Genomic DNA, 22,157 nt, shown 5'->3' with positions numbered 1-22,157 from the left:
CAATATAGGGCAAAAATATATACATTATAATTAATTATATGTCATGGAATCAAAAAATCTTACAATAAATGAGTCGAGAATTCTCAGGGAGTTGATTAAAAATTCAAGACAGAATATTTCAGAAATATCAAGGAATTTAAATTTAAGCAGAAATACTGTTGCATTAATAATAAAAAAACTGGAAAATAGTGTGATAGAAAACTACACTGTAAATATAAAACAGAATACAGAAAGCAATTATATTATTGCCATTGTGAAAAGCCTTGACGGCATAAAAAAGGAATTATTAACAGAATATTTTGAGCTAACCAATGGAAAATATATGGTCATTTCATCGGATTCAAATTTTTTAAATAACCTGAATTATGATGAAATACATATTGCCAGGCATAGAGAGAGGGGGTCTGAAAATTTTAATATTGATCTTTACTGCGATTTCTGCGGTGGCAAAATAGTATCCATTCCAAAAACGTATGAGATAAACAGAAAAAAATATTACTTTTGCTGTGATACATGCAAGTCAACATTTATTAAAAGACAAAATGCACTGGAAAAATATTAAATTTTAGCATTATGCAATATAAATCGATTTATACTCTATATATATAATTAGATTATGGCAAATATAGATCCTGTATGCGGAATGAAGGTTGATAAAAAGATAGAGGCAGAATATAATGGGAAATCTTATTACTTTTGCTGTGAACACTGCAAGGATGAATTCCTTAAGAATCCAGTAAAGTATACAAGGTAATTTTAATGGCAATAGACCCTGTTTGTGGGATGTACGTTTCAGAGGATACTGATCTCTATCTTGATAAGGATGGAACAAGATATTACTTCTGCTCAACTGGCTGTCTTGAAAAATTTAGGGAGCCAGAAAGGGAGGAAAAATCGTTAAAAATTAGGTTAATTGTAGCCTGGTCATTTTCAATTCCCATATTAATACTAAATTATGCTCTAGTATCACCGTACAGGAATTACATACTGCTTTTGCTGGCACTGCCAGTACAGTTTTATTCCGGACTTGGCTTCTATCATGGTGCGTATGGGGCCATTAAAAATAGATCAGGAAACATGGATTTGCTGATAACTCTCGGAACATTAACGGCATTTATTTTTTCATTATTCATTACATTTGATGGTAATGTTTTTCCAGTTAAATACACATATTATGATGCATCAGTTTTTATTATCACATTGATACTAACAGGTGGTTATATAGAAAGCCTGACAAAGAGGGCAGCAAACTCATCTGCCCACAGGCTTTTGGAATTAATACCAGAAAGTGTCCATATGTATAGCAATGGTAATGTACATGATGTGGCCTATGAAAATATTAAAACAGGGGATGCCATTCTAATAAGACCCGGAGAGAATATTGCAGTGGACGGAACAATAATAAAGGGTACAACAGAGGTGGACGAATCAATGATAACCGGTGAACAGATGCCGGTACTAAAGCACGAAAATGACAATGTTTATTCAGGCACAAAAAATATAAATGGTAGCATAATTGTAAAAGTTAACGCGGTGGGCCCAAATTCAACTGTTAATAAACTGTATTCATTAATACAGATGGCAGCAATGGGAAGGGCAAAAATTCAGCGCATTGCCGATGTATTTTCATCGTATTTTGTTCCGGTTGTTATATCAGCAGCACTTGGCTCTTCAATATTCTGGTTTATTTATTTAAATCATGAGGGGGACCCCATATCCTTAATAATATCTGTCCTTGTTTTTGTTTCAGTTATAGTTATAGCGTGTCCATGTGCCATAGGACTTGCTGCACCAATTACGTTGCTAATATCATCAAATGAATCACTTGAAAATGGAATAATAATTAAAAATTCAAGTTCCATGGATCGTTTATCGCACATAAACATGGTAATCTTTGATAAAACTGGAACCCTAACAAATAACAGCCCAAATGTGTCATACATGAGGTATTATGGCGATAAGATGCTTGTCAACTCCATGTTAATTTCTATAGAACAGGCATCGAATCATCCGGCTGCACGTGCAATTGTTAATTACATTAAGGAACTCCCACATGACACCTATACAATTAATGATATAAAGGAGATACCGGGATTTGGCATTAAGGGTGCTTTTAATGGCCGTGAAATCTCTGTTACCAGGGATGGCAATTTTACCGTGCTAAATTACAATAACGAAAAACTTGCCGAAATAAAAATAGAATATAAATTAAGGGATAGTGCAAAAATCGCTGTTAAAAAGCTTATTAAAAATGGAATTGATGTTGCAATTGTAACCGGCGACAGCAAGGAGAATACAGTAAACATTGCACATGATCTTGATATCAATAAATATTATTATAATATCAAACCAGACCAGAAGGCAGAAATAGTAAAGAAGATGCAGAGGGATGGAAAATATGTAATGTTCGTTGGCGATGGCATAAATGATACAATTGCAATGGAGGCTGCCGACGTTGGTGTATCAATGTCCTCAGGTTCTGACATAACAAAAGAAAATGGTGATATTATACTATTAAAGGATGACCTAAAAAACGTTTATAATATGATTATCATTGGAAGAAAAACAATTAAAAAGGTAAGGCAGAACATAGGATGGGCAATTGGATATAACTCGGCACTTATACCTGTTGCGGCCGGCATACTTGTTCCACTGTTCGGGCTTTCTATATACTTTGTGCTTCCAATACTTGCAGCACTTGCAATGGGTATGAGTTCCACAACGGTTGTTTTAAATTCCCTAAGAATAAAGAAATCAATTAGAAGGTCAATAAGTTTATAAAAACAAAATAATTAACTTATACATGAAGATAGGCATAAATGCATTTGAAAATGGTAAAAGGATACCGGTAAGGTTTACGTGTGATGGCGATGACATATCCCCGGAAATACATGTTTCAGGTATACCGGAGGGGAAGCATTATATGATTATTATGAATGACCCTGATGCTCCTGTGGGACTATTTACCCACTGGATAATATACAATATACCGGCATCTGTGAATATACTGCATGAGGATATTGATAAAAATTCAATAACCGAGGATGGGTTTTATCAGGGTAAAAACGATTTTGGAAAAACTGGTTATGGAGGACCATGCCCACCAAAGGGCAATGGCCCGCACAGATATTTTTTCAACCTTTATGTGCAGGATAAAAGAATAGACAGGGACAAAATCTCTGTGGCTGAGGCATATAATACTGTAAAAAATAAGGAGAAGACAACATATATGGGTGTATATGAAAGATTATAATTTTTCAATATTTTCAAGAATCTCCTTTAATTTATCAAATGCCTCAGGGAAATCTGGTCTTGTAATGCATACCCTTAGATATGTTCCAGTAACTCCAAATAATCTTGCGGGAACAGCACTAACCCCATTTTTCGCAAGGATATCGCTTAATTTATCTGAATCCATTTTTGTATATTCTGAATAATCAACGAAGGATACTGGAACATTTAGTGGCTTTATATTTTTATAGAATTTTAATTTCCCCATGTTATTAATTAATATCCTGTGATTTGAACTTACAATACCCCTGACAAATGATGCAATTTTATCATGATCCCTCAAGATCTTAACGCCTGCAGACACATTTATATATGAAACATTCTCCACCACAAGGCCCTTATAACCATATATGTCAAGTGCTGATTGCCTATCAGGGGCAATAATGTAACCAAGCTTAAGGTCATCCCCGGCATAAAACTTTGTAAATGTATTTATTAAATATCCTGAGTCATGCCTAAATTTATTCAGGTCAGAATAAAATTCATAAAATGTTTCATCTATAACGGCAGTTTTATAACCGCCTTTTAATTCAGGCATGGTACCTGTTGGATTGTTTGGAAGGCTTAATGCATATATCCCATCTTCACCCTTTTTATAACCATAAATTTCAGGTGTTTTATATATTAATTCATATTCTGGAACATTTACATTACAGGTTTTAAAACCCTTTCTCATTAAATCAAGCATTATTAATCCAAAGGCCTCTGTTGCACCATGCGTAATAACTATTCTATCAGGGTCAACATCATGCAAGCTGGCTATTTCATTTATAAAATCCTTTTCCGTATAATGGTCATTGATGTTAAAATATTTCTTTATGTCAAGAACACCGGACATGCCGCTGTTGCTTAAATTATACCCTGCATGATGTGAATCCAGCCATAAACCTGTATCAAACGCCATTATCTGATATTACCAATGGCATATATATTTTTATTGAAGATGATTTTAAATTTTTATGCATAATATGTTTAAGCAATGATGCAATTATATCTAAAAATGGGAGTTAGAAATTACCTGCTATTTGGTTTGGTTTCAGGATTCATAGCCGCAATTTTCGAGGCCTCTGCATTTTATATTTTTGATGCATTATCTGGAATTAGTATCGGAATACAGTTTACCGATATAGGAATTAAACTCTTCCATTTTTATGGTATCACAGCCCAGGTATCTGGATTATTAATGCATTTTCTAGTTGGCACAGTTGTTGGGTTTTTTGCAGCGTTAATATCGTTTTATATTAAACCATTTAATATTTTTAACAGTCGCAAAGGATTTTTAATAGGTTTGCTGGCCGGATTTTTAATACTTATTCTTTTCAGCCTTCCGGTAAATATATTTTTATTGCATCTATATGTTTATGAAAATTATCATAAGGCATCCACACTGTTTTATTATTCCATGCATATATTTTTTGGCATGGTCTGGGGAATATTTCTGGGATTAATAAATAAAAAATATTTTCACAAATAAGCGATATAAATTATAATTATAATCGAATGGATATATTTTTATTTGAGTTTGTCATTAAATAAGCATGGATATAGTTGAAAAAATTGCCGGTGAGATTACAATTTCCGACAATCCTGGAATAACAATAAGAAAATGGCGTGAGGAATTTAACATATCACAGATGGAGCTATCAAGGTTTATGAATGTTTCCCCATCAGTTATCAGCGATTATGAATCAGGCAGAAGAAAATCACCAGGTGCATCATCAATAAAAAAAATTGTAAACGCCATGATAAGCATAGAGGAAAAGCGCGGTGGGCACATACTAAGAAGGTATAACAGCGGAATACCATCAGATGCCCTTCTCGATATAAAGGACTATGACCATGATATTTCATTAGAATATATTCTTCCGAAGATAAGGGGCAAATCATGCTCAAAGGCGGATTTAAAAAGAAATATAAGGGGTTATACAATGATTGACGGCATAAAGGCCATACTTCAGTTCTCATATGCTGAGTATACCAAACTTTATGGGTGGTCAAGCCAGAGAATAATCTTTATAACCGATGTTTCAATAGGAAGAAGCCCAATGATAGCCATAAGGGCTCACCCACTCAAACCGGCGGCAGTGGTTTATATAAAACCGGAAAATGTTGATGAGCTCGCAATTAAATTATCTGAAATAGAAAATATACCATTAATTAAAACTGATATGGATTATAAATCTATATCCGGGGTAATGAATTTGTTAAGATGAGAAAATTTTATTTATATACCAGTCAGGGTCAAATGGCATAATATCATCCATATTCTGGCCTGTGCCAACGAATAATATTGGTTTTTTTATTTCTGTAGATACGCTAATTACAGCGCCACCCTTTGCATCAGTGTCCAGTTTTGTAAGTATAATACCATCAAAGTTAATTTCTCTGGCAAATGTATTTGCCTGTTCTATAACGTCCTGGCCGATCATTGCATCAAGCACAAGAAGGGTTAAATCCGGCTTTGAAACCCTCTTTATCTTCTTCATTTCATCAAGGAGATTTTTATTGGTCTGCATTCTACCTGCAGAGTCTATTAAAACATAATCAAGCGGCCTTGCCCTTGCGTGCTCTATGGCATCAAATGCAACAGATGCGGGGTCACTCTTAAAATCATGTTTTATTACCTCCACACCTATATTCTTACCCAGTATTGAGATCTGCTCTATGGCACCTGCCCTGAATGTATCGGATGCCGAGATAACAACCTTTTTTCCATTATTTTTCAGGTAATATGCAAGCTTTGCTATGGTTGTTGTCTTTCCGGTTCCATTTATACCAAGAAACAAAATTATATATGGTTTTTTACCCGGGTTAAGTATATCGAATCTATTTTGATTTTCAGATATTATTTCCTTAATAACATTCTTTAACTCATCCTCAACCGAATAAAAGTCAACCCTTCTTTTTAATTTCCCCATACGTTCCTTTAATTTTTCAGTAATCAGATCCGCGGAATCCAGGGAAACATCTGATTCAAGCAGGATTTCCATTATTTGATTATCAATTTCAGATCTTTTAATAACCCTCTGGTTACCTTCCTTTCCAGTATTTTCTTCATTTACCTGTTTTTCTGATGAAACATCGTTTTCAACAACTGAATTATTATCATTCTGTTTCGAAAATATTTCAGAAAACTTTTTCTTTAACTTGTCAAACATTAATTGCTTCCCCTTGCATTTTGTATTGCATATACAAGTGCATCATAATTGTTTTGAACCTTCTCCTTCTGTTCTATCAGGCTATTATAGGAATCATTTAGATTTTTTATATTTGCCTTCAAATCCTCAAGTGCATCCGCCCTATCCTTTTCTATATAAACATTTGATCCAACAGGAACAAGAATTTTATCTGTATTTAGTGTTGCCCTTGCAAAGAGGCCTGACCCTATTGATATTTTAACATCCTCTGACTTTTGATACTCATTATTTTCCAGTAAGGAGGCGGTTTCAGAGGTTTCCTGAAGTGTCTTTGCAATTATTTCAATCCTGCCATTTATATTTTCGATGAGATTTTTTAAATACTCAAGCTGGTCCAAAACATTTTCCTGATCTGCCATTTTTAATCACCAAACATTTTTTTATTCTCTATTAATGCATCTATAACTGGGATTGAATCACCGGATAAATAATTTATCAATGCACCACCACCTGTTGATACATAATCCATATATTTTCTAAATCCAAATCTATTTACTGCACTAATGGTATGTCCCCCACCCACTATTTTCATTGCACTGCTGTTTGAAATCTCATCAAGGATTTCCCTTGTTCCTATGGAATATTCATTTATTTCATACATTCCCATTGGCCCATTTATAAATATATTTTTGGCCCTTTTAATATAATCCTTAAACTTTTCAATGCTGTTAAAACCTATATCTGCCAGAAGCTCATTATCAGGTACATTATCTTTCAATGTGATATTTTTTTGAGATGGATTTAGTATAAAATCATCAGGTAATATTATTTTTTCAGGATATTTTTCAATTAAATTTCTAGCCATGTCTATTAATTCCAAATAATTTTTGTTATTATTTTTTATAAAGTCAATATTCCGTTTGCCTATGTTTTTTCCTGATGCAAGCAAAAATAAATTGGCTGCCACACCACCGTAAAGAATGTAATCAACTATGCCCTTTTCAAAAAATGACCTTGAAACCTTAACAGCATCTGATACCTTTGAACCGCCAAGAATTGCAATTTTTGGCCTTTGATTTGAATACTTAAACTTATCAAGCATTGATATTTCTCTTTCCATTAATCTTCCCGCAATCATTGGGCCGGATTTTTTAAAACCTATAAGGCTTGTATGTGGCCTGTGAACTGCACCAAATGCATCTATTATATAATAATCAAAGAGTTTTGAAAGATTTTTTACAATATGCGTATTCTCTATTATGTTAAAATTGTTGAAATTTATTGAAACCTCCTCACTGTAAAATCTTGTATTTTCAAGCATTATTATATCGCCCTTCTTCATTCTTGAAACTGCATAATCAACAGAGCTTCCAAAGAGTGAGTCTATGAAAAGTATTTCCCTGCCCATTAATTTTGATAGATACCTGCTATGATATTTTAATGAGGTAAAATCATCATCCCCGGGTCTTCCCTGGTGTGCGGTTATGACGAGTTTTGAATCTGATAATTCATTTATCGTTTCAGAATATGAGTTGAGCCGTGAATCGTCCATAATTTCCTGCGTAATTGGGTTTATGGGTGAATTAATATCAATCCTTAGGTACACGCATTTATTATCAAAATCAAAGTCGTCCATGGTAAAGAATGGGTAATTATTCATGAATCGTAATTCCCATGTTGTAATAAAATTTTTTTATTTAATAAACCTATTTATGAAGCTATTATCCAGATAGATTTCTTTTTTATAATATATGTTTTTAAGATCTGTATCAAAAACCAAAAATCTCATTTTTACCCCACTCTTTAAAGCATCGATAAATTTATTCGAGAATTTTATATCACGATCAAAATTTGGTGCGAAGGATTTGGCATTGTTATTAAATATCAAAAATAAAACATATGCATCATATCCTTTATTAATAAGATTTATTAGTAAATCCAGATGATGTGATGCCCTCTCACTTACCGCATCAGGAAACATTGCAACACCATAATTCACAAGGGTGCATGATTTAACCTCTATGTATGCATTATTATATTTAAAGTCAATACGGCGATTTCCAACAACAACCTCTGAAATGTATCCCGGCCTTATAAAATTGGATGCGATTTTATTATGGAATCTTGAATCATTAAATGTGTATACATCACCATTTTTTATAAAAGTTACCGAGTAATCTGTTTTTTTCCCGTGGGCCTCACGGATAAAAATTTCATTTCCGGGATATAATAACTCCTCAAGCCTTCCTGGATCATGCAGGTGGGCAAGAATATTAGTATTATTCATATTTAATTCCATTAGAAATCTATTTATTCTTTTTACAAATATTGCTTTATAAATCTTCTCAAAACTCATAATGAAAGTATTTTCATGAATGCCGATAAATGGGCCTGTGCCATCCATAATATGACAATAATTAAAAGCATTTTAATTATTTTATTTTATACATATATAAATAAGCAAATTTATATACAAACTTGTGATATATATAATTGATATGATTAATAGAACCAGGAAATTAATTATTGCAATCATTGCGATAATAATAGCAGCCATATTTGTGGAAATGGCATTTAATCCAGCTGTAAATAATAATTCAAATTATATAAACGAAAAGGCAGTGGGGTCCAATAATGGTTATCTCATTAACGGTACAATTCAAAATGGTACGGTTAGCCATGCATATATAAAAAACTATTCTATAAATTCCTCAAAAATAAACCATGCATATATAACAAATGCATCCTTAAATAATACATATGTTAGCAATGCAATGATAAAGTATTCATATATAAATAACTCAAGGTTAAATAATGTTACAATTATGAATGATGGTATTAACAATACAGTAATTTATAATGCAACGTTAATAGATGTTTCACTTAATAATGTAACCATATACAATGTTAGCATTATAGATGCCAGTGCTGTAAATTCTTATATAAGAAATGCAACTATTAATCATGCAAGTCTGATTGCCTCGGTTCTTTTAAACTCCACCTTTAATAATGGTACAGCATCATATAGCATTCTTGTTAGTGTAAATCTAACAAATGCAACAGTGAATTTAACTAATTTTACCTTTGTAATTAATCTTAATAACTTTTTTAATCAGGCTTACTTACTTGGAAATTCCAGCTTTAATAATTTGTCATACCATTTGGGGCTTTCAAATAGTACCTTACTTGCCAATATAAATAATCAGGTTAATAATCAGCCGTCAACACCTGTTACATCACCCACAGGCCCGGTTAAGATAGGTAATGGTCCTCAACCAGTAGTACCATTACCTCCCATAAATCCCACAAATCCCCCAAATAATCCTCCAGCACATCCATTACTATAATTTGTGTTTTATTTTTTCTTTACATTATTTAACAAAAGCTGTCAATAAGGTTTTTAATTTTATTTTGTATACAAAATTAGTTCTTTGAAGTGTTTATACCTCCTTGTATATTTTAGAAAAATTAAATTATCAAATATTAAAAGACTCTTTATTCTTTAATATTCATCCTTATTTCTTATAGAACATTTACTATAATTATCATTATTAGTTTTTATTCAATGCTTTAATAGTCTTTATGAATCCAATATATTTATTATGGTTAATTACAGGCCTTATGGCTGTGGCAATGGCCTATGCAATCAACCTATCCAGAAGGGCAGATAACATCATGAATAAATTTTTTGTTTATTTAATTCTGGGTATGATGAACAGCATGCTCATTGCTCCAGTATTTTATTTTATATTTATATTATCGCTGTTAAAGACAATTGAGTTTTCAGTAATAATAATGATGCTGGAGGTGCTTCCATTTTTATTTAAATTTTTATCAGATCTTATGCAGAATTCAGGTTCTGTAAAAAAATCGTTTTTATTTTATTATACAATATTTTTTGTTATATTTGATGAATTAATTATGAGTATAGATTTTAATCTGATTACTGCTAACAGTTACCTGCATTTTTTATTTTTACAACCTTTAAATGCAGTATTTCAGGCCGTATCAACGTACTGGTTTGTATTCCCAATGGCATTTGAGATGCTCATAACGTCTTTAATTTTAAAAAATTCTCTGAAAAAATTAGTATTTATTATTTTTGCAATGCAGTCTCTGGTAATGCTATTAATGCCAACTGCGATAAATAATTCTTTATATGCCGGGGTTGCAGTTTATCTTTCCGGTGCCATAATGACCGGCTTTTTTATTTACATTTTTGAATATCTTTATAGAAAGCAATCCCTTCATAAAACAGAGGGAAAATACATTCTACAGCTTTTGGCAGCATATACATTAATGATGGCGGGGGTATTTATATGGCAGTACAGTAAAAACGTTTACCTGATTTCAGCCTCAATGATTATTGATATGATTGTTTATCTTAATGGTCTTTTAAGATACAATTTTGACGATAAACAATTTTTCTGGATTACAGCCAGAAGATGGTCAGTTTTGTATATGACCATGGTTTTTACATCAGAATTTTTCATGGGATTAACATTTGATGCCCAGTACTATGGTGCCGGCACGTATCTAATCTCAATGGGACTTGCCTCAATAGGCGGAAGCATCATAAACATTATCAGTGCCTCACTTTATGATTTTATCGTCTTTTTCGCTGATGTTGCACTTTCTCCATGGTTTTTAATAATGATGGGAATAGAAATGGGGTCACTTGTGGTATTTAAAATAAGGACAACAAAACAGATTGAAAATAAAATCAGGTTAATTCTGATGCTTCTTGCCTATGCACTTTACACTGTAATTGTTCCATCATTTTTAATTCCAAACAATTCAATGATTCCATTTATTGGTTGGACCATGGGAATAGGTTCTGGTGGTCCAGTTGCTCCATTATTAATCATACCAATGGTTTTAACATATGTTATAAGTGGCATATTATCATTATTGTTTGGGTCAAGACAGCTATGTTCGGTATTTTGTTCCGCACCTGTTATGTATCAGGGTACATTTTATGATTCAATGAAAAAATTCAACAGGCAGACAAAAACAAGCAGGGCAATTACACTAAATAATAAATCGGGCCAGAGACTTTATAAAACTGTTTCCTTGATTGTTTATGCCTCAATTGGAATTACAGCGGTTTTATCATTTCTGGATTCAATACACATAACATCATTTTATTTCTATGGTACGGATCCGGAATACATGCTTTACCTGTTTTATTTCGGTGTTGTCTGGTATATAGTTTTTATAACCATGCCCCTTCTTGGATCCTATGCGTGCATAAACACAGGATACTGTCACTGGGGTAACTTTAACAGGTTTGTTTCCAGATTCGGATTTTTTAAGTTAAAGGTCAGGGATTCAGATACCTGCCTTACATGTAAAACAAGGGATTGTGCAACAGCATGCCCTGTTGGAAATTCCTCCATGCCCGGCAGTTTTATAAAAACTGGTGCGTACAAGGATTCAAGGTGTGTAGGAATAGGCGACTGCATAGAGGCATGCCCACATGATAATATATTTGTATACGATGTTAGAAATTATTTAAGGGAAAGGCTTGGCGGTGAAAAAAAGAAAGATACCTCTGGTTCTAAAAAGGATAAACTAATTTAAAATATCTTTAAGATATACGGTGATTTATGTATAATTTAATTTATATTATTTTAACCGAAATAATAATGACACCGCTTATTATATGGATAGTTGATTATATTACCAAAAAATCATCAGAATTTACGGTAACCGCGTATGTAATTTCATTAATATTTTTGGTAATGATGGCCAGCATGCTGGATGCCCTATTTTATTATGATATTAGCAGCAGGTCGTTTCTTAGTGTTATTATTGCGGTAAACATTGTAATGGATCCATCCACTATTGTTCTTCTGTATGCATTTATAAAAATAGCAAGGTCAAAATCTGTTAATTTTTCTAAAAAAACAATTGTAAATACAACAACACTGATTACATGGTCAGAGGTTTCAATGGCGATTTTTTTAAAATCCCTGGCAATTAATGGAGAGTTTATTTTTTCTGGAATTATAGACTATTTCTCATATTTTGGGGCATCTGTTACTTACATACTTTTCCTGATACCAATGGTTTCTGAGATGATTTTCTTTGTTTTTTATAATTTATCCGGCATAAAAAGATTAATAGGGTCCCTCTTACTTTTAATGCAGGTTGCAGACCCTGCAATGTTTAATGGTTATCTTGAAATACCGTTATTAATTGCTTATTCAATTATCATGTTTGCTGTGCTTTACCTTCTTGTAAGTTATGTATATAAGCACAGGCAATCCCTAAATTTAAATGCCCATAAAATGATTAAATATACAATAATTTTAATATCAATATCCGTTGCCGGAATAATAGAACCGTTCATTATTACAGAACCTTTTGGGCTCTCATGGTTATTGCTTGCTGTGAGCATGGTTATTTCCATGTTTTTATACTTTCAAATAGTTCTAGGATACTTCGATTGAATATAATTTTATTAAACAAAATTTTTAATATTATCGAAATATAATTTATTCATGAAAATATCATACAATAATAGTTATGCAGCATTAAACAATTCTGGTGCCTATCTTCATGATTTGTATTTAAATGGCACACCAATATTAATGCCATCCACAGATAATATTGATACCCATGGAGGTTCTGCAGTATTATTTCCATTTGGAAACAGAATAAGGGATGGGAAATATGAATATAAAAATCAATTGTATAAATTGCCTAAAAACGATGGCAATAATAGCATTCATGGATTGATAAGAGATTTCAATTTTGAATATGAGGGAGATAATAAAAATGAAATAACCTTTTCAGGAATATTTCAGCATCCGGGTTACCCCGGGAGGGCTCAAATAAAAATAAATTATGTAATATCACAGAATAAATTCATAACAAATTTTTATGTAAAATCCCTTGACCTTCAGATACCTGTTGAGGTTGGCTTTCATCCCTATTTTTTGGTTTCTGGCAGGTACACTTTAAATTATAATGGAAAATTAAAAATGATGAATTACATGGATACATACTTTCCTGATGGGACATACACGGATTTTGATCTTAATGATCACGATTTATCATCTTACAGTCTGGATAATGCCTTTAAGTTACATGGTGATATAAAGTTAATTTATGATGACCATGAGATTAGAATTCATAGAAAAAATATGGATTACATTGTTTTATACAATGGAAGGTATGCATCAGGAAAATCTATTGCCATAGAACCAATGACGGGCGCTCCAGATGTTTACCATAATAAAATTGGATTAATAAATCTTAAAAAGGATGAAATTTTTGAATGCGGATATGAAATAGAATTATTGAAATAATTTTATTAAATTTATGATATCATATTATTGTATATTCTTTTGACGGCAATTAAATCCCTTAATTCCATTTCAGGTTTAAATGGTACCTCCTCATTATTCTTTACAGCGTCTATAAATTCACTTATTTCCCTTGTATAAACATCATATTTTTTAATATTCATTTTTCTGCCATTGAGGTATAAATCTCCGTAAACTGTCCTTATTTTTGTATCTATATCCCAGTCTGTTCTTGATTTTGGATCCTCATAAAGTGATCCCTCAGATCCAATTACCTCAAATGCAGGTACCTGTGGTGATTCCATGTATGCCCATGAATAATACAGTAATCCCATGGCACCTGAAGAGAATAGAAATAGCGCAGATGTTGTATCCTCACCATTCAGGCTTGATCCCCCATGCATACTTTTTCCTATTATATTGTTATAATTACCACCAAATTCAAGCATTGTATTAATATAATGTATTCCACCATCTATCAATGATCCACCACCTATATATTCTGGCTGCTGCCTCCAGCCGGTTTTAGAATAAAATCTCTGGTCCCTAACTATTATGCTGTGAATCCTGCCGAGTTTTCCGCTTTTTATTATGTTTTTTGCCTCAACAACTGAAGGATCGAAAAAATACTGGTCTAGTACCATAAATTTAGTCCCATTCTTTTTTGCCTCCCTTATGATTTTAAGACCATCAGATGGATTTGTTGATATTGGTTTCTCCATTAGAAGATTTGCACCGGTTTTTAATGCCTTGATACCGAATTCAAGATGAAGGTTATGTGGAATAATTAAATCTATTATATCATATTTATTTTTCAATGCAGAATCATAATTTGAATAAACATTATTTATATTATATTTGGATTTTACAAAATTTATAACATCATTATCCCTTTCAACTATATCAATTTCAAGATTATTCAACCTATTAAGAGCGGATAGATGCATTTTTCCGAATCCCTTTACGCCCACCACAAGTATTTTCATAATTATAAAATTATAATAAAGATTATTAATTTTTTTATACATTGAAATATCTCATGCCAGCACAATGAGACTTACCATTTGAAATACACCAGAAATTCATTCAAATCATAATTCACCGGCCTTCCACAGAATAACCTGTAATTATATTATTACTGATATTAATTGCATTATAATTAATGCCCAATTAAAATATTTATATAAAATTTTAAAATGTGTATTCATGCAGCCACAAATCGAAATAGAAAAGCTAAAAAATTATGTCATGGAAAACCCATCATTCAGGATATATATAAATGGAAACAGCGTTGAACTGCATTTTATTCCGAATACACCTGAAGCCTCAATGCACTTTCCTGACGGAGTTCAGGTTGAACATATTATGTATGGGAATATTGAAGATGGTAATGTTGTTTTCTATAAATTTGTTACTATTAGCAGCAGGGGAAAAACAGAAACCGAAATACTTGATGATGATCCTGTCATGGAATGGATGAAATATATATAAAAAAATAGTATATTTTTTAAAATTACGCATAGCAATCAACTTTTAATGATATATATAATTTCATACTTATAATTCGATGGAAATCTTTTTAAGTGTATAATCCCTTTATTAAGGGATAAGCATGCACGAAATAGATATAAATCTGCTTGTTGGCGGTCCCCAGGGAGGGGGTATAGACAGCTCAGCAAATATGATTAATATGGCATTTTCCCTGGCAGGATATTATATTTTTGGTGTTAGGGAATATCACTCAAATATAAAGGGAAGGCACAGTTATATTCATTTGAGAATTATGAGAAGGCGGCCCGGATCATTAAAATACCCGGTTGATATCATGGTGGCCCTAGACCCTGATACATTGTTTGAGCATATGCATGATGTTTCAAAAAACTCTAAGGTTATATATGATTCAGCATTTGAAAAATTTGATTTATCACAGGCAAGAATGATTTTACCAGATACCCTTGCAAGAATAAAGGAGGAATTATCAAAAAATAATCTTCCGTTAAATGCTGCTGGGGTTCTCGAATATTATCATTCGCATGGAATAAAAACCATTTCAATACCATTTGATAAGGTAATAAATGAAAATGTTCCGGAAGGGCCATCCACAAGGTATTATAATACACTTGGTGCAGGTGTCACCCTTGCACTTCTTGGCCTTGACATGGATCATGCAATCGCCGGAATAAAATACGCATTCAGGAAAAAGCCTGCAGTTATAGAACCCAATGTGAAAATTTTAAATGCTGCATATGACTTTGTGGATAAACTGGGAGAGAATATTGCCAATTTAGAAACGTATGAGGCAAAACCACGGATGCTGTTAAATGGTAATGATTCTGTTGCAATAGGTAAGCTCATGGGAGGTTTAAGATTCCAGACATACTATCCAATCACACCTGCAAGTGATGAAAGCAATCTGCTGGAAAACCATGAGGAAATAGAGTATTTATCAGAGGAGGCTGAAAATCTTAGAAAGGGAGGCCTTGTTGTTGTCCAGACCGAGGATGAGCTTGCCGCTGTAAATATGGCAAATGGCGCGGCACTCACCGGTGCAAGAAGTGCCACTGCAACCTCGGGCCCTGGATTCTCCCTAATGGCAGAGGGTATATCATTTGCTGGCATGACAGAAATTCCAGTGGTTATAACATTTTATCAGCGTGGTGGCCCATCAACAGGCCTCCCAACAAGAAATGGTCAGGCAGATCTGGATTTTGCCCTCAACACCGGCCATGGAGAATTTCCGAAAATAGTGTTATCATCAGGAGATATGGAGGAATGCATATATGATGCAATGAAGGCATTAAATTATGCCCAGAAATACCAGTTACCAGTAATACATTTAATTGATAAAACCCTCGCAAATACCATGGATCTTGTTCCTGAAATAGATGTTAAAAAGGTAAAAATTGAGATTCCAGAGTATAATAATGATGAAAATAACTATAAAAGGTACTCTCTTAATACCAGTAATGGTGTATCACCATACGGTATATTTGGCAGGGATGTTTTCTGGATGACCGGCGATGAACATGATGAACTTGGCCATGTTACAGAGGATCCTGAGATCAGGGATAAAATGATGGAGAAGAGGATGAAAAAGCTTGAGACTGCTGCAATGGAAATACCATTGGAGGATAAGGCAGTGCTCTACGGTAATAAGGAAGCAGATTTAACTTTTGTTACATGGGGGAGCCAGAAAACATTGATTATGGATTTAATAGATGAATTAAAGAAGGAGAATATTAATGCAAACATGCTTTACTTAAAAATGTTTGAGCCGTTCCCATCAGAATTTGTTGAGAGCATACTGGGTAAATCAAAAACTGTTATAGATGTTGAGAGCAACATGACAGCACAGGCGGCAAAGGCAATAAGGTTAAATACCGGTATAAAAATAGATAATTATATTTTAAAGTATAATGGCAGGCACATGACCATAGATGAGGTATTAACTGCCACAAAGAATATAATTGATGGAAAATCAAAAATGGAGATCCTGAAAAACGGATCATAAAGGTGGTAAAAATGCAGAAAACAGTATATAATAAGGGAAGTTATAATTTTAGGAATAATGTAACGATAGACTGGTGCCCGGGATGCGGTGATTTCGCAATAGTTACCGCAGTAACACAGGCACTTAGCAAAATGGATATGGATCCAACAAAGGTTGTTGCCATATCCGGTATAGGATGTTCCGGAAAAACACCGCATTATCTTAATATAGCAGGTGCCCACACACTGCATGGAAGGGCGATACCGTATGCAGTTGGCGTTAAGCTTGCAAATCCAGATCTTAATGTACTGGTAATGGGCGGTGATGGTGATATGCTTGGAATAGGGGCAGGCCATTTCGTTGCCGAGGGGAGAAGAAACTCAGGAATAGTTGTGCTCCTGTACAACAATGCTGTTTACGGTCTAACAAAGGGCCAGGCCGCACCAACCATGCCTCTTGGAGAAAAGGTAAAGAGCATACCAAGGCCAAGCATACTTGGTAAAATAAATCCTTCCGCGCTTGCACTGGCATCTGGATATACCTTTGTGGCACGTGCCTTCTCATCTGAAATAGCCCAGCTTTCAGATATAATAATAAAGGCCCTTAACCATAAGGGTTCATCGATGATAGAGGTACTGCAGCCATGCCCAACATACAATGATGTTAACACACTTGACTGGTACAGGAAGAGGGTTTACAAGCTTGAAAATGATAAGTCGTGGGACCCAGAGGTTAATTCCGCTGAGGAGGATGAGGAAAAATTCAGCAGGGCCTATGAAACTGCAATGACATGGGGAGATAAAATACCAATAGGAATATTATATAAGAATAATATAATACCGCCATTCACGGAGAGGCTAACATCAATAGTTCCGGATTATTTCAAATATCCACCTGCAAATCAGGACATATGCGATAAAAATGGCTATACACTGGTTGATCCATTTAAAACATTTAACGAGAAGGTTATTGACTAACCTTCTTCTCCTTTAATTCATTTAAATATTTTTCTATATACTCAAGATCAATGTTTAATGTATTTTCTGTTTCCTTAAGCCATAAAAGACCGCCGGCAGAGTCAACCACCTGACCTGCAAACTTCATATTGCCAACGAGGTTTTTCCAGTTAAATGGTATTTTGGATATTATAGATAAATACATTTTGCCGTCGGATTTTCTTACATGCAGCTTTCCATTAAATAGGTCTCCTTTTTTATAAAATATTTCGGTGGCAAATGGCTTTTCTCCTGGTTTTCTTGAAACGTCCTTAACATCTGTTACCTCAACACCCTTCATGAGATTTTTTAGATCATCCATTTAAAATCCCCTCGACCTCAGGTAATTTGTGGCTATTTTGCCAAGACCCAGCTGTTCTGGCGTGTACCCAAATGAAAGGCCTATAAGCTGTGTTATATACAGTGTTGGCATTGTCCATTTCTGATTGAATCTGTCCATTATTTTAAGCTGCGTGGCATCAAGCTGCAGATGGCACAGTGAGCAGGGGTGTACCAGCATTTCAGCTCCGTTACCCTTTGCATTTGTGAATATATTATTTGCCATTTTTAATCCAACATCTGGATTGCTTCCCATGAGTGGAAATCCACAGCATGCAGCCTTCATTGGAAATGCCACAGGTGTTGCTCCTGTTGCGGCAACAAGATCCATTACACTGTGCGGGTTGTGTGCCGGCTCAAAACCCATCACACTGCTGGGTCTCAGAAGCTGGCATCCGTAGTATGTTCCAACCTTAATGCCCGTGAGCGGTTTCTTTACATGGCTTTTTATGTTATCTATGCCAACATCCTGAATAAGAACCCATATAAAATGTTCGGAATCCACCCCACCTTCATATTTTATGTTGGCCCGGCCAAGGCGTTCATCAACATTTTCCCTTAATTCTGGATCCTTTTCATACTTATCAGCTGCTATTCTGTGGCTGTTAAGGCATACACTGCATGGTGTTGCCATTTTATCATATCCCATATTTTTTACCTTGTTAAGATTCCTGAGATTAAGTGCGGTATGTATTTCCTCACTTTTATCATCCATAAACCCTCCACCACAGCAGTTCCAGTCCTCCACCTCAACTAGCTCAAGGTTTAAATCCTTTGCAATAAGCTGGGTTGCAATATCAACATCCTTTGCTATTCCATGGGATGCACATCCCGGATAGTATGCCACCTTCATTTTTTATCACCCATTATCTTTTTTATTTCATCTATATTTTTTACATCATTATCCTTTGCAAGTGCGTATTTTAATTTTCCCTCCTTTCTCATATAATTTATATCCTTAATTGCCTCTCCAAAACCAAAAGTTTTTAGGTATAATGTTGATTCCTTTATTTTTCCCGTATTGTTAATAAGATCAAATACTGTGTCATCATGCTTTCTCGCCATCTCTGTAACCTCTGTATTGCCCTTATATTCATTGAGGTATGATTTTGTTTTTTTAATTGCAATTACGGGCTGCACGTCCTGTGGGCACACCTCATAGCACATATAGCATGATGTGCACCTCCATGCACTGTCCATAAGTATATTTATCCTCTCCTCCGTCTTTGTATCCCTGCCATCAGCAATAAACCTGTAACCCTTTGCATGTGCGGCAGGTCCCAGAAATTTTTCATCCATTCTTACGGAGGGACAGGCGGAAACACACAGGCCGCACCATATGCATTCCTGGAACTTCCACACCTCTTTCTGCTCTGAGGGGGTCATCCTCTGCTCATTTTCACCTGCTATTACAGATTCATCTGCATAAAGTCTTGGCATTACCTTATACATTCTATCATAAAATGTGTCAATGTCCGGTATTAAATCCCTAATACCTTTATAATAATCCATTGCCTCAAGATTAATTTCATTATTTTCGTCCATCACATCAAATGCCATGGTTCTGCATGCAAGTCTTGGAAAACCATTAATCTTCATGGCACAGCTCCCACACACTGCCATATGGCACGAGGCCCTGTATGCAAGTGCAGGATCCTGCTCAGTTTTTATACGCCTCAACACCTCAGTCATCTGTGTATATCTATCGGCCCTTACCTTGTATGTCTTCCAGTAAGGATCATTTTTACCGTCGTATTTTTTAATATTTACGGTTATTTCCTTTTCCTCCACCATATCAATACACCCTCGGTTCCGGTTTCCATTTGGTTACTATAACCGGCTTATACTTTATTTCTATATCATTATCTGCAAGATATGCCAATGTGTGCTTCATCCAGTTCGTATCATCCCTTTCTGGGAAATCATCCCTGAAATGTGCACCCCGGGTTTCTGTCCTGTTAAGAGCTGCAGACGCTATGGCCAGAGATACATCTATCATATTTCTTGTTTCAAGTGCATTGAAGACCTCTGTATTGTAATTTGTTGTTTTATCAGTTACGTACATATTCAATGACCTTTCCTTTAATTTTTTAATGCTCCTCACAGCATCCTCAAGCTTATTTTTATCCCTGAATATGCCAACGTTTTCCCACATAATGTCCCTAAGCTCGTTCAGGAGCGTGCCAAAATGCTCTCCATTTTCCCTCTTAATGTATTTATATGCATTATCAAGTATTTTATCTGTACCATCTGATGCCTCGACATTTTTATGATTCTTCAGGAATTCAACCATTGTATTGCCTGTTTCCCTGCCATATACAAGAGTTTCAAGAAGTGAGTTGGAACCAAGCCTGTTTGCACCGTGAACAGATACACATGCAGCCTCGCCTGCAGCAAAAAGTCCATTGAGGTCTGAATTTGCCCCTGTTATATCAACGTCAATACCTCCCATAAAGTAATGCTGTGCAGGTCTGACAGGTATCATTTCCTCGGTTGCGTCAACCCCTGCAAACGTTTTTGCAGCATCATATGCAAGGCTTAACCTGTCCATAATATATTCCTTGCCAAGGTGTGTTAAATCCAGCCCGAGATAGCCACCCTCAAAACCCCTGCCCTCACGCATCTCAATGGTCATAGACCTTGATACAATATCCCTGGGTGCGAGGTCAAATTTATGGGGTGCATATTTGGCCATAAACCTCTCACCCTTATTATTCTTTAATATTCCACCCTCGGCCCTTGCGGCCTCACTTATTAATATATCAGAGGGATACAGCCCAGTGGGATGAAACTGCACGAATTCTGGGTCCTTTAACGGGACACCTGACCTCAGTGCAATGCCGTATCCATCACCGGTATTTATATAACTGTTTGTTGTATGCTTATATATCATGCCAAGACCACCAGAGGCTATTAAAAGTGCCCTTGCCTTAAGGTATATTGGATCCATATTTTTCATCTGCATTGCAACAAGTCCGTTTACATTATTACCATTTTTTACAATATCTAAAACATAATACTCCGGATAAAAATCTATATTATTAAATCCAGATGCATGTTCAAAGAGAGTATGCAATAATGCCATTCCCGTTTTATCAGCAACAAATCTGGTTCTTGGATATGTCTGCCCACCAAAATACCTCAGGGCTATTCTGCCATCAGGCTGCCTGTTGAATGGTGCACCCCATAGATCAAGAAGATTGATTATTTCCCCAGATTTCTGTGAAAGTAATTCTGCAGCATTTTGATCCACAAGATAATCACCACCCTTAACCTCATCATAGGACATAAAATCAGGGTCATCATTTGGGTCTGAATTGCCCTTTATGTACGCAGCTATTCCACCCTCTGCAGCTGCGGAATGAGACCTTGTCGGAAAAACTTTAGAAACCACGGCAACGGTAAACCCATGTTCGGCCACCGTGTTTGCCGCCATAAGGCCAGCCAAACCGCCTCCTAGAATTACAGCATCATATTCTTTTTTTTCCATTAAATAATCACCTATATATAGTTTATACTATGGTATAATTACATAAAATATAAGATTTTGTTTTTAAACCTTAGAAAAAACAATTTTAGGATTTAAAGCATA

At 34.7% G+C, this 22,157-nt stretch carries 23 protein-coding genes; 13 read left to right on the top strand and 10 right to left on the bottom strand.

Annotated elements, in window-relative coordinates:
- Nucleotides 1-43 precede the first annotated feature (43 nt).
- The 4 genes from TZ01_RS02320 to TZ01_RS02310 are packed head-to-tail and all read left to right on the top strand — an operon-like array spanning nucleotide 44 to nucleotide 3,253.
- Entirely contained in the window at nucleotides 44-562 is a 519-nt protein-coding gene (locus TZ01_RS02320; protein ID WP_048101169.1) for a TRASH domain-containing protein, read from the top strand.
- Between the two features lie 54 nt (nucleotides 563-616).
- Entirely contained in the window at nucleotides 617-754 is a 138-nt protein-coding gene (locus TZ01_RS09375; protein WP_082180421.1) for a YHS domain-containing protein, read from the top strand.
- 5 nt (nucleotides 755-759) lie between these two features.
- A complete protein-coding gene (locus TZ01_RS02315) occupies nucleotides 760-2,781 on the top strand; it encodes a heavy metal translocating P-type ATPase (protein WP_048101168.1) in 2,022 nt (673 codons plus the stop codon).
- A 22-nt stretch (nucleotides 2,782-2,803) separates the two neighbouring features.
- Entirely contained in the window at nucleotides 2,804-3,253 is a 450-nt protein-coding gene (locus tag TZ01_RS02310; protein WP_048101167.1) for a YbhB/YbcL family Raf kinase inhibitor-like protein, read from the top strand.
- Here the strand turns inward: TZ01_RS02310 and TZ01_RS02305 are convergent.
- Nucleotides 3,248-4,195, bottom strand: a complete 948-nt coding sequence (locus TZ01_RS02305) for a hypothetical protein (RefSeq protein ID WP_048101166.1) — start codon at nucleotides 4,193-4,195, stop codon at nucleotides 3,248-3,250. The two genes, TZ01_RS02310 and TZ01_RS02305, sit on opposite strands and share 6 nt — an antisense overlap.
- 96 nt (nucleotides 4,196-4,291) lie before the next feature.
- Between TZ01_RS02305 and TZ01_RS02300 the strand changes: the two genes are divergently transcribed.
- Nucleotides 4,292-4,765, top strand: a complete 474-nt coding sequence (locus TZ01_RS02300; protein WP_231563400.1) for a hypothetical protein — start codon at nucleotides 4,292-4,294, stop codon at nucleotides 4,763-4,765.
- A gap of 64 nt (nucleotides 4,766-4,829) precedes the next feature.
- Nucleotides 4,830-5,504, top strand: coding sequence for a helix-turn-helix domain-containing protein (locus TZ01_RS02295; RefSeq protein WP_048101164.1), 675 nt, complete (start codon nucleotides 4,830-4,832; stop codon nucleotides 5,502-5,504).
- Here TZ01_RS02295 and ftsY read toward each other — a convergent pair.
- Genes ftsY through sfsA form a run of 4 tightly spaced genes read right to left on the bottom strand, consistent with a single transcriptional unit; the run spans nucleotide 5,496 to nucleotide 8,784 of the window.
- A complete protein-coding gene (gene ftsY / locus TZ01_RS02290) occupies nucleotides 5,496-6,449 on the bottom strand; it encodes a signal recognition particle-docking protein FtsY (protein WP_048101163.1) in 954 nt (317 codons plus the stop codon). The two genes, TZ01_RS02295 and ftsY, sit on opposite strands and share 9 nt — an antisense overlap.
- Entirely contained in the window at nucleotides 6,449-6,847 is a 399-nt protein-coding gene (gene pfdA / locus TZ01_RS02285) for a prefoldin subunit alpha (protein ID WP_048101162.1), read from the bottom strand. Before pfdA ends, ftsY begins: the two co-directional genes overlap by 1 nt.
- A 2-nt stretch (nucleotides 6,848-6,849) precedes the next feature.
- A complete protein-coding gene (locus tag TZ01_RS02280) occupies nucleotides 6,850-8,088 on the bottom strand; it encodes a phosphoglycerate kinase (protein ID WP_048101161.1) in 1,239 nt (412 codons plus the stop codon).
- Between the two features lie 33 nt (nucleotides 8,089-8,121).
- On the bottom strand, nucleotides 8,122-8,784 hold the full coding sequence (gene sfsA, locus TZ01_RS02275) for a DNA/RNA nuclease SfsA (RefSeq protein ID WP_156150294.1): 663 nt from the start codon (nucleotides 8,782-8,784) through the stop codon (nucleotides 8,122-8,124).
- 142 nt (nucleotides 8,785-8,926) lie between these two features.
- Between sfsA and TZ01_RS02270 the strand changes: the two genes are divergently transcribed.
- The 4 genes from TZ01_RS02270 (at nucleotide 8,927) to TZ01_RS02255 (ending at nucleotide 13,744) form a co-directional block, all read left to right on the top strand.
- Nucleotides 8,927-9,775, top strand: coding sequence for a hypothetical protein (locus TZ01_RS02270; protein ID WP_156150281.1), 849 nt, complete (start codon nucleotides 8,927-8,929; stop codon nucleotides 9,773-9,775).
- Between the two features lie 235 nt (nucleotides 9,776-10,010).
- Entirely contained in the window at nucleotides 10,011-12,011 is a 2,001-nt protein-coding gene (locus TZ01_RS02265; protein WP_052656688.1) for a 4Fe-4S dicluster domain-containing protein, read from the top strand.
- Between the two features lie 26 nt (nucleotides 12,012-12,037).
- Complete coding sequence (locus tag TZ01_RS02260) at nucleotides 12,038-12,883, top strand: hypothetical protein (RefSeq protein ID WP_048101158.1); 846 nt, start codon at nucleotides 12,038-12,040, stop codon at nucleotides 12,881-12,883.
- A gap of 51 nt (nucleotides 12,884-12,934) precedes the next feature.
- Nucleotides 12,935-13,744: an aldose 1-epimerase gene (locus TZ01_RS02255; protein ID WP_048101157.1), complete on the top strand. Its 810-nt coding sequence runs from the start codon at nucleotides 12,935-12,937 to the stop codon at nucleotides 13,742-13,744.
- An 11-nt stretch (nucleotides 13,745-13,755) separates the two neighbouring features.
- Here TZ01_RS02255 and TZ01_RS02250 read toward each other — a convergent pair whose 3' ends face one another.
- Complete coding sequence (locus TZ01_RS02250; protein WP_048101156.1) at nucleotides 13,756-14,727, bottom strand: Gfo/Idh/MocA family protein; 972 nt, start codon at nucleotides 14,725-14,727, stop codon at nucleotides 13,756-13,758.
- Between the two features lie 220 nt (nucleotides 14,728-14,947).
- On the opposite strand from TZ01_RS02250, the gene TZ01_RS02245 reads away from it, so the two are divergent.
- From TZ01_RS02245 to TZ01_RS02235, 3 genes are all read left to right on the top strand, one after another.
- Entirely contained in the window at nucleotides 14,948-15,232 is a 285-nt protein-coding gene (locus tag TZ01_RS02245) for a hypothetical protein (protein ID WP_048101155.1), read from the top strand.
- Between the two features lie 121 nt (nucleotides 15,233-15,353).
- Nucleotides 15,354-17,252, top strand: coding sequence for a 2-oxoacid:ferredoxin oxidoreductase subunit alpha (locus TZ01_RS02240; RefSeq protein WP_197065846.1), 1,899 nt, complete (start codon nucleotides 15,354-15,356; stop codon nucleotides 17,250-17,252).
- Nucleotides 17,253-17,263: 11 nt separating this feature from the next.
- Nucleotides 17,264-18,208, top strand: a complete 945-nt coding sequence (locus TZ01_RS02235; RefSeq protein ID WP_048101363.1) for a 2-oxoacid:ferredoxin oxidoreductase subunit beta — start codon at nucleotides 17,264-17,266, stop codon at nucleotides 18,206-18,208.
- Here TZ01_RS02235 and TZ01_RS02230 read toward each other — a convergent pair.
- Genes TZ01_RS02230 through TZ01_RS02215 form a run of 4 tightly spaced genes read right to left on the bottom strand, consistent with a single transcriptional unit; the run spans nucleotide 18,198 to nucleotide 22,055 of the window.
- Nucleotides 18,198-18,548: a hypothetical protein gene (locus TZ01_RS02230; RefSeq protein ID WP_048101154.1), complete on the bottom strand. Its 351-nt coding sequence runs from the start codon at nucleotides 18,546-18,548 to the stop codon at nucleotides 18,198-18,200. The two genes, TZ01_RS02235 and TZ01_RS02230, sit on opposite strands and share 11 nt — an antisense overlap.
- Nucleotides 18,549-19,418: a CoB--CoM heterodisulfide reductase iron-sulfur subunit B family protein gene (locus TZ01_RS02225; protein WP_048101153.1), complete on the bottom strand. Its 870-nt coding sequence runs from the start codon at nucleotides 19,416-19,418 to the stop codon at nucleotides 18,549-18,551. It abuts the gene before it with no gap.
- Entirely contained in the window at nucleotides 19,415-20,365 is a 951-nt protein-coding gene (locus TZ01_RS02220; RefSeq protein ID WP_156150280.1) for a succinate dehydrogenase/fumarate reductase iron-sulfur subunit, read from the bottom strand. The genes TZ01_RS02225 and TZ01_RS02220 overlap by 4 nt, the downstream gene beginning before the upstream one ends.
- On the bottom strand, nucleotides 20,361-22,055 hold the full coding sequence (locus TZ01_RS02215) for a succinate dehydrogenase flavoprotein subunit (protein WP_048101151.1): 1,695 nt from the start codon (nucleotides 22,053-22,055) through the stop codon (nucleotides 20,361-20,363). The genes TZ01_RS02220 and TZ01_RS02215 overlap by 5 nt, the downstream gene beginning before the upstream one ends.
- Between the last annotated feature and the right edge of the window lie 102 nt (nucleotides 22,056-22,157).

Source organism: Acidiplasma sp. MBA-1, from assembly GCF_000949015.1.
GTDB classification, from domain to species: Archaea; Thermoplasmatota; Thermoplasmata; order Thermoplasmatales; family Thermoplasmataceae; genus Acidiplasma; species Acidiplasma aeolicum.
The sequence above is the reverse complement of the archived record's forward strand: the minus strand, read 5'-3'. Positions and strand labels throughout refer to the sequence as shown.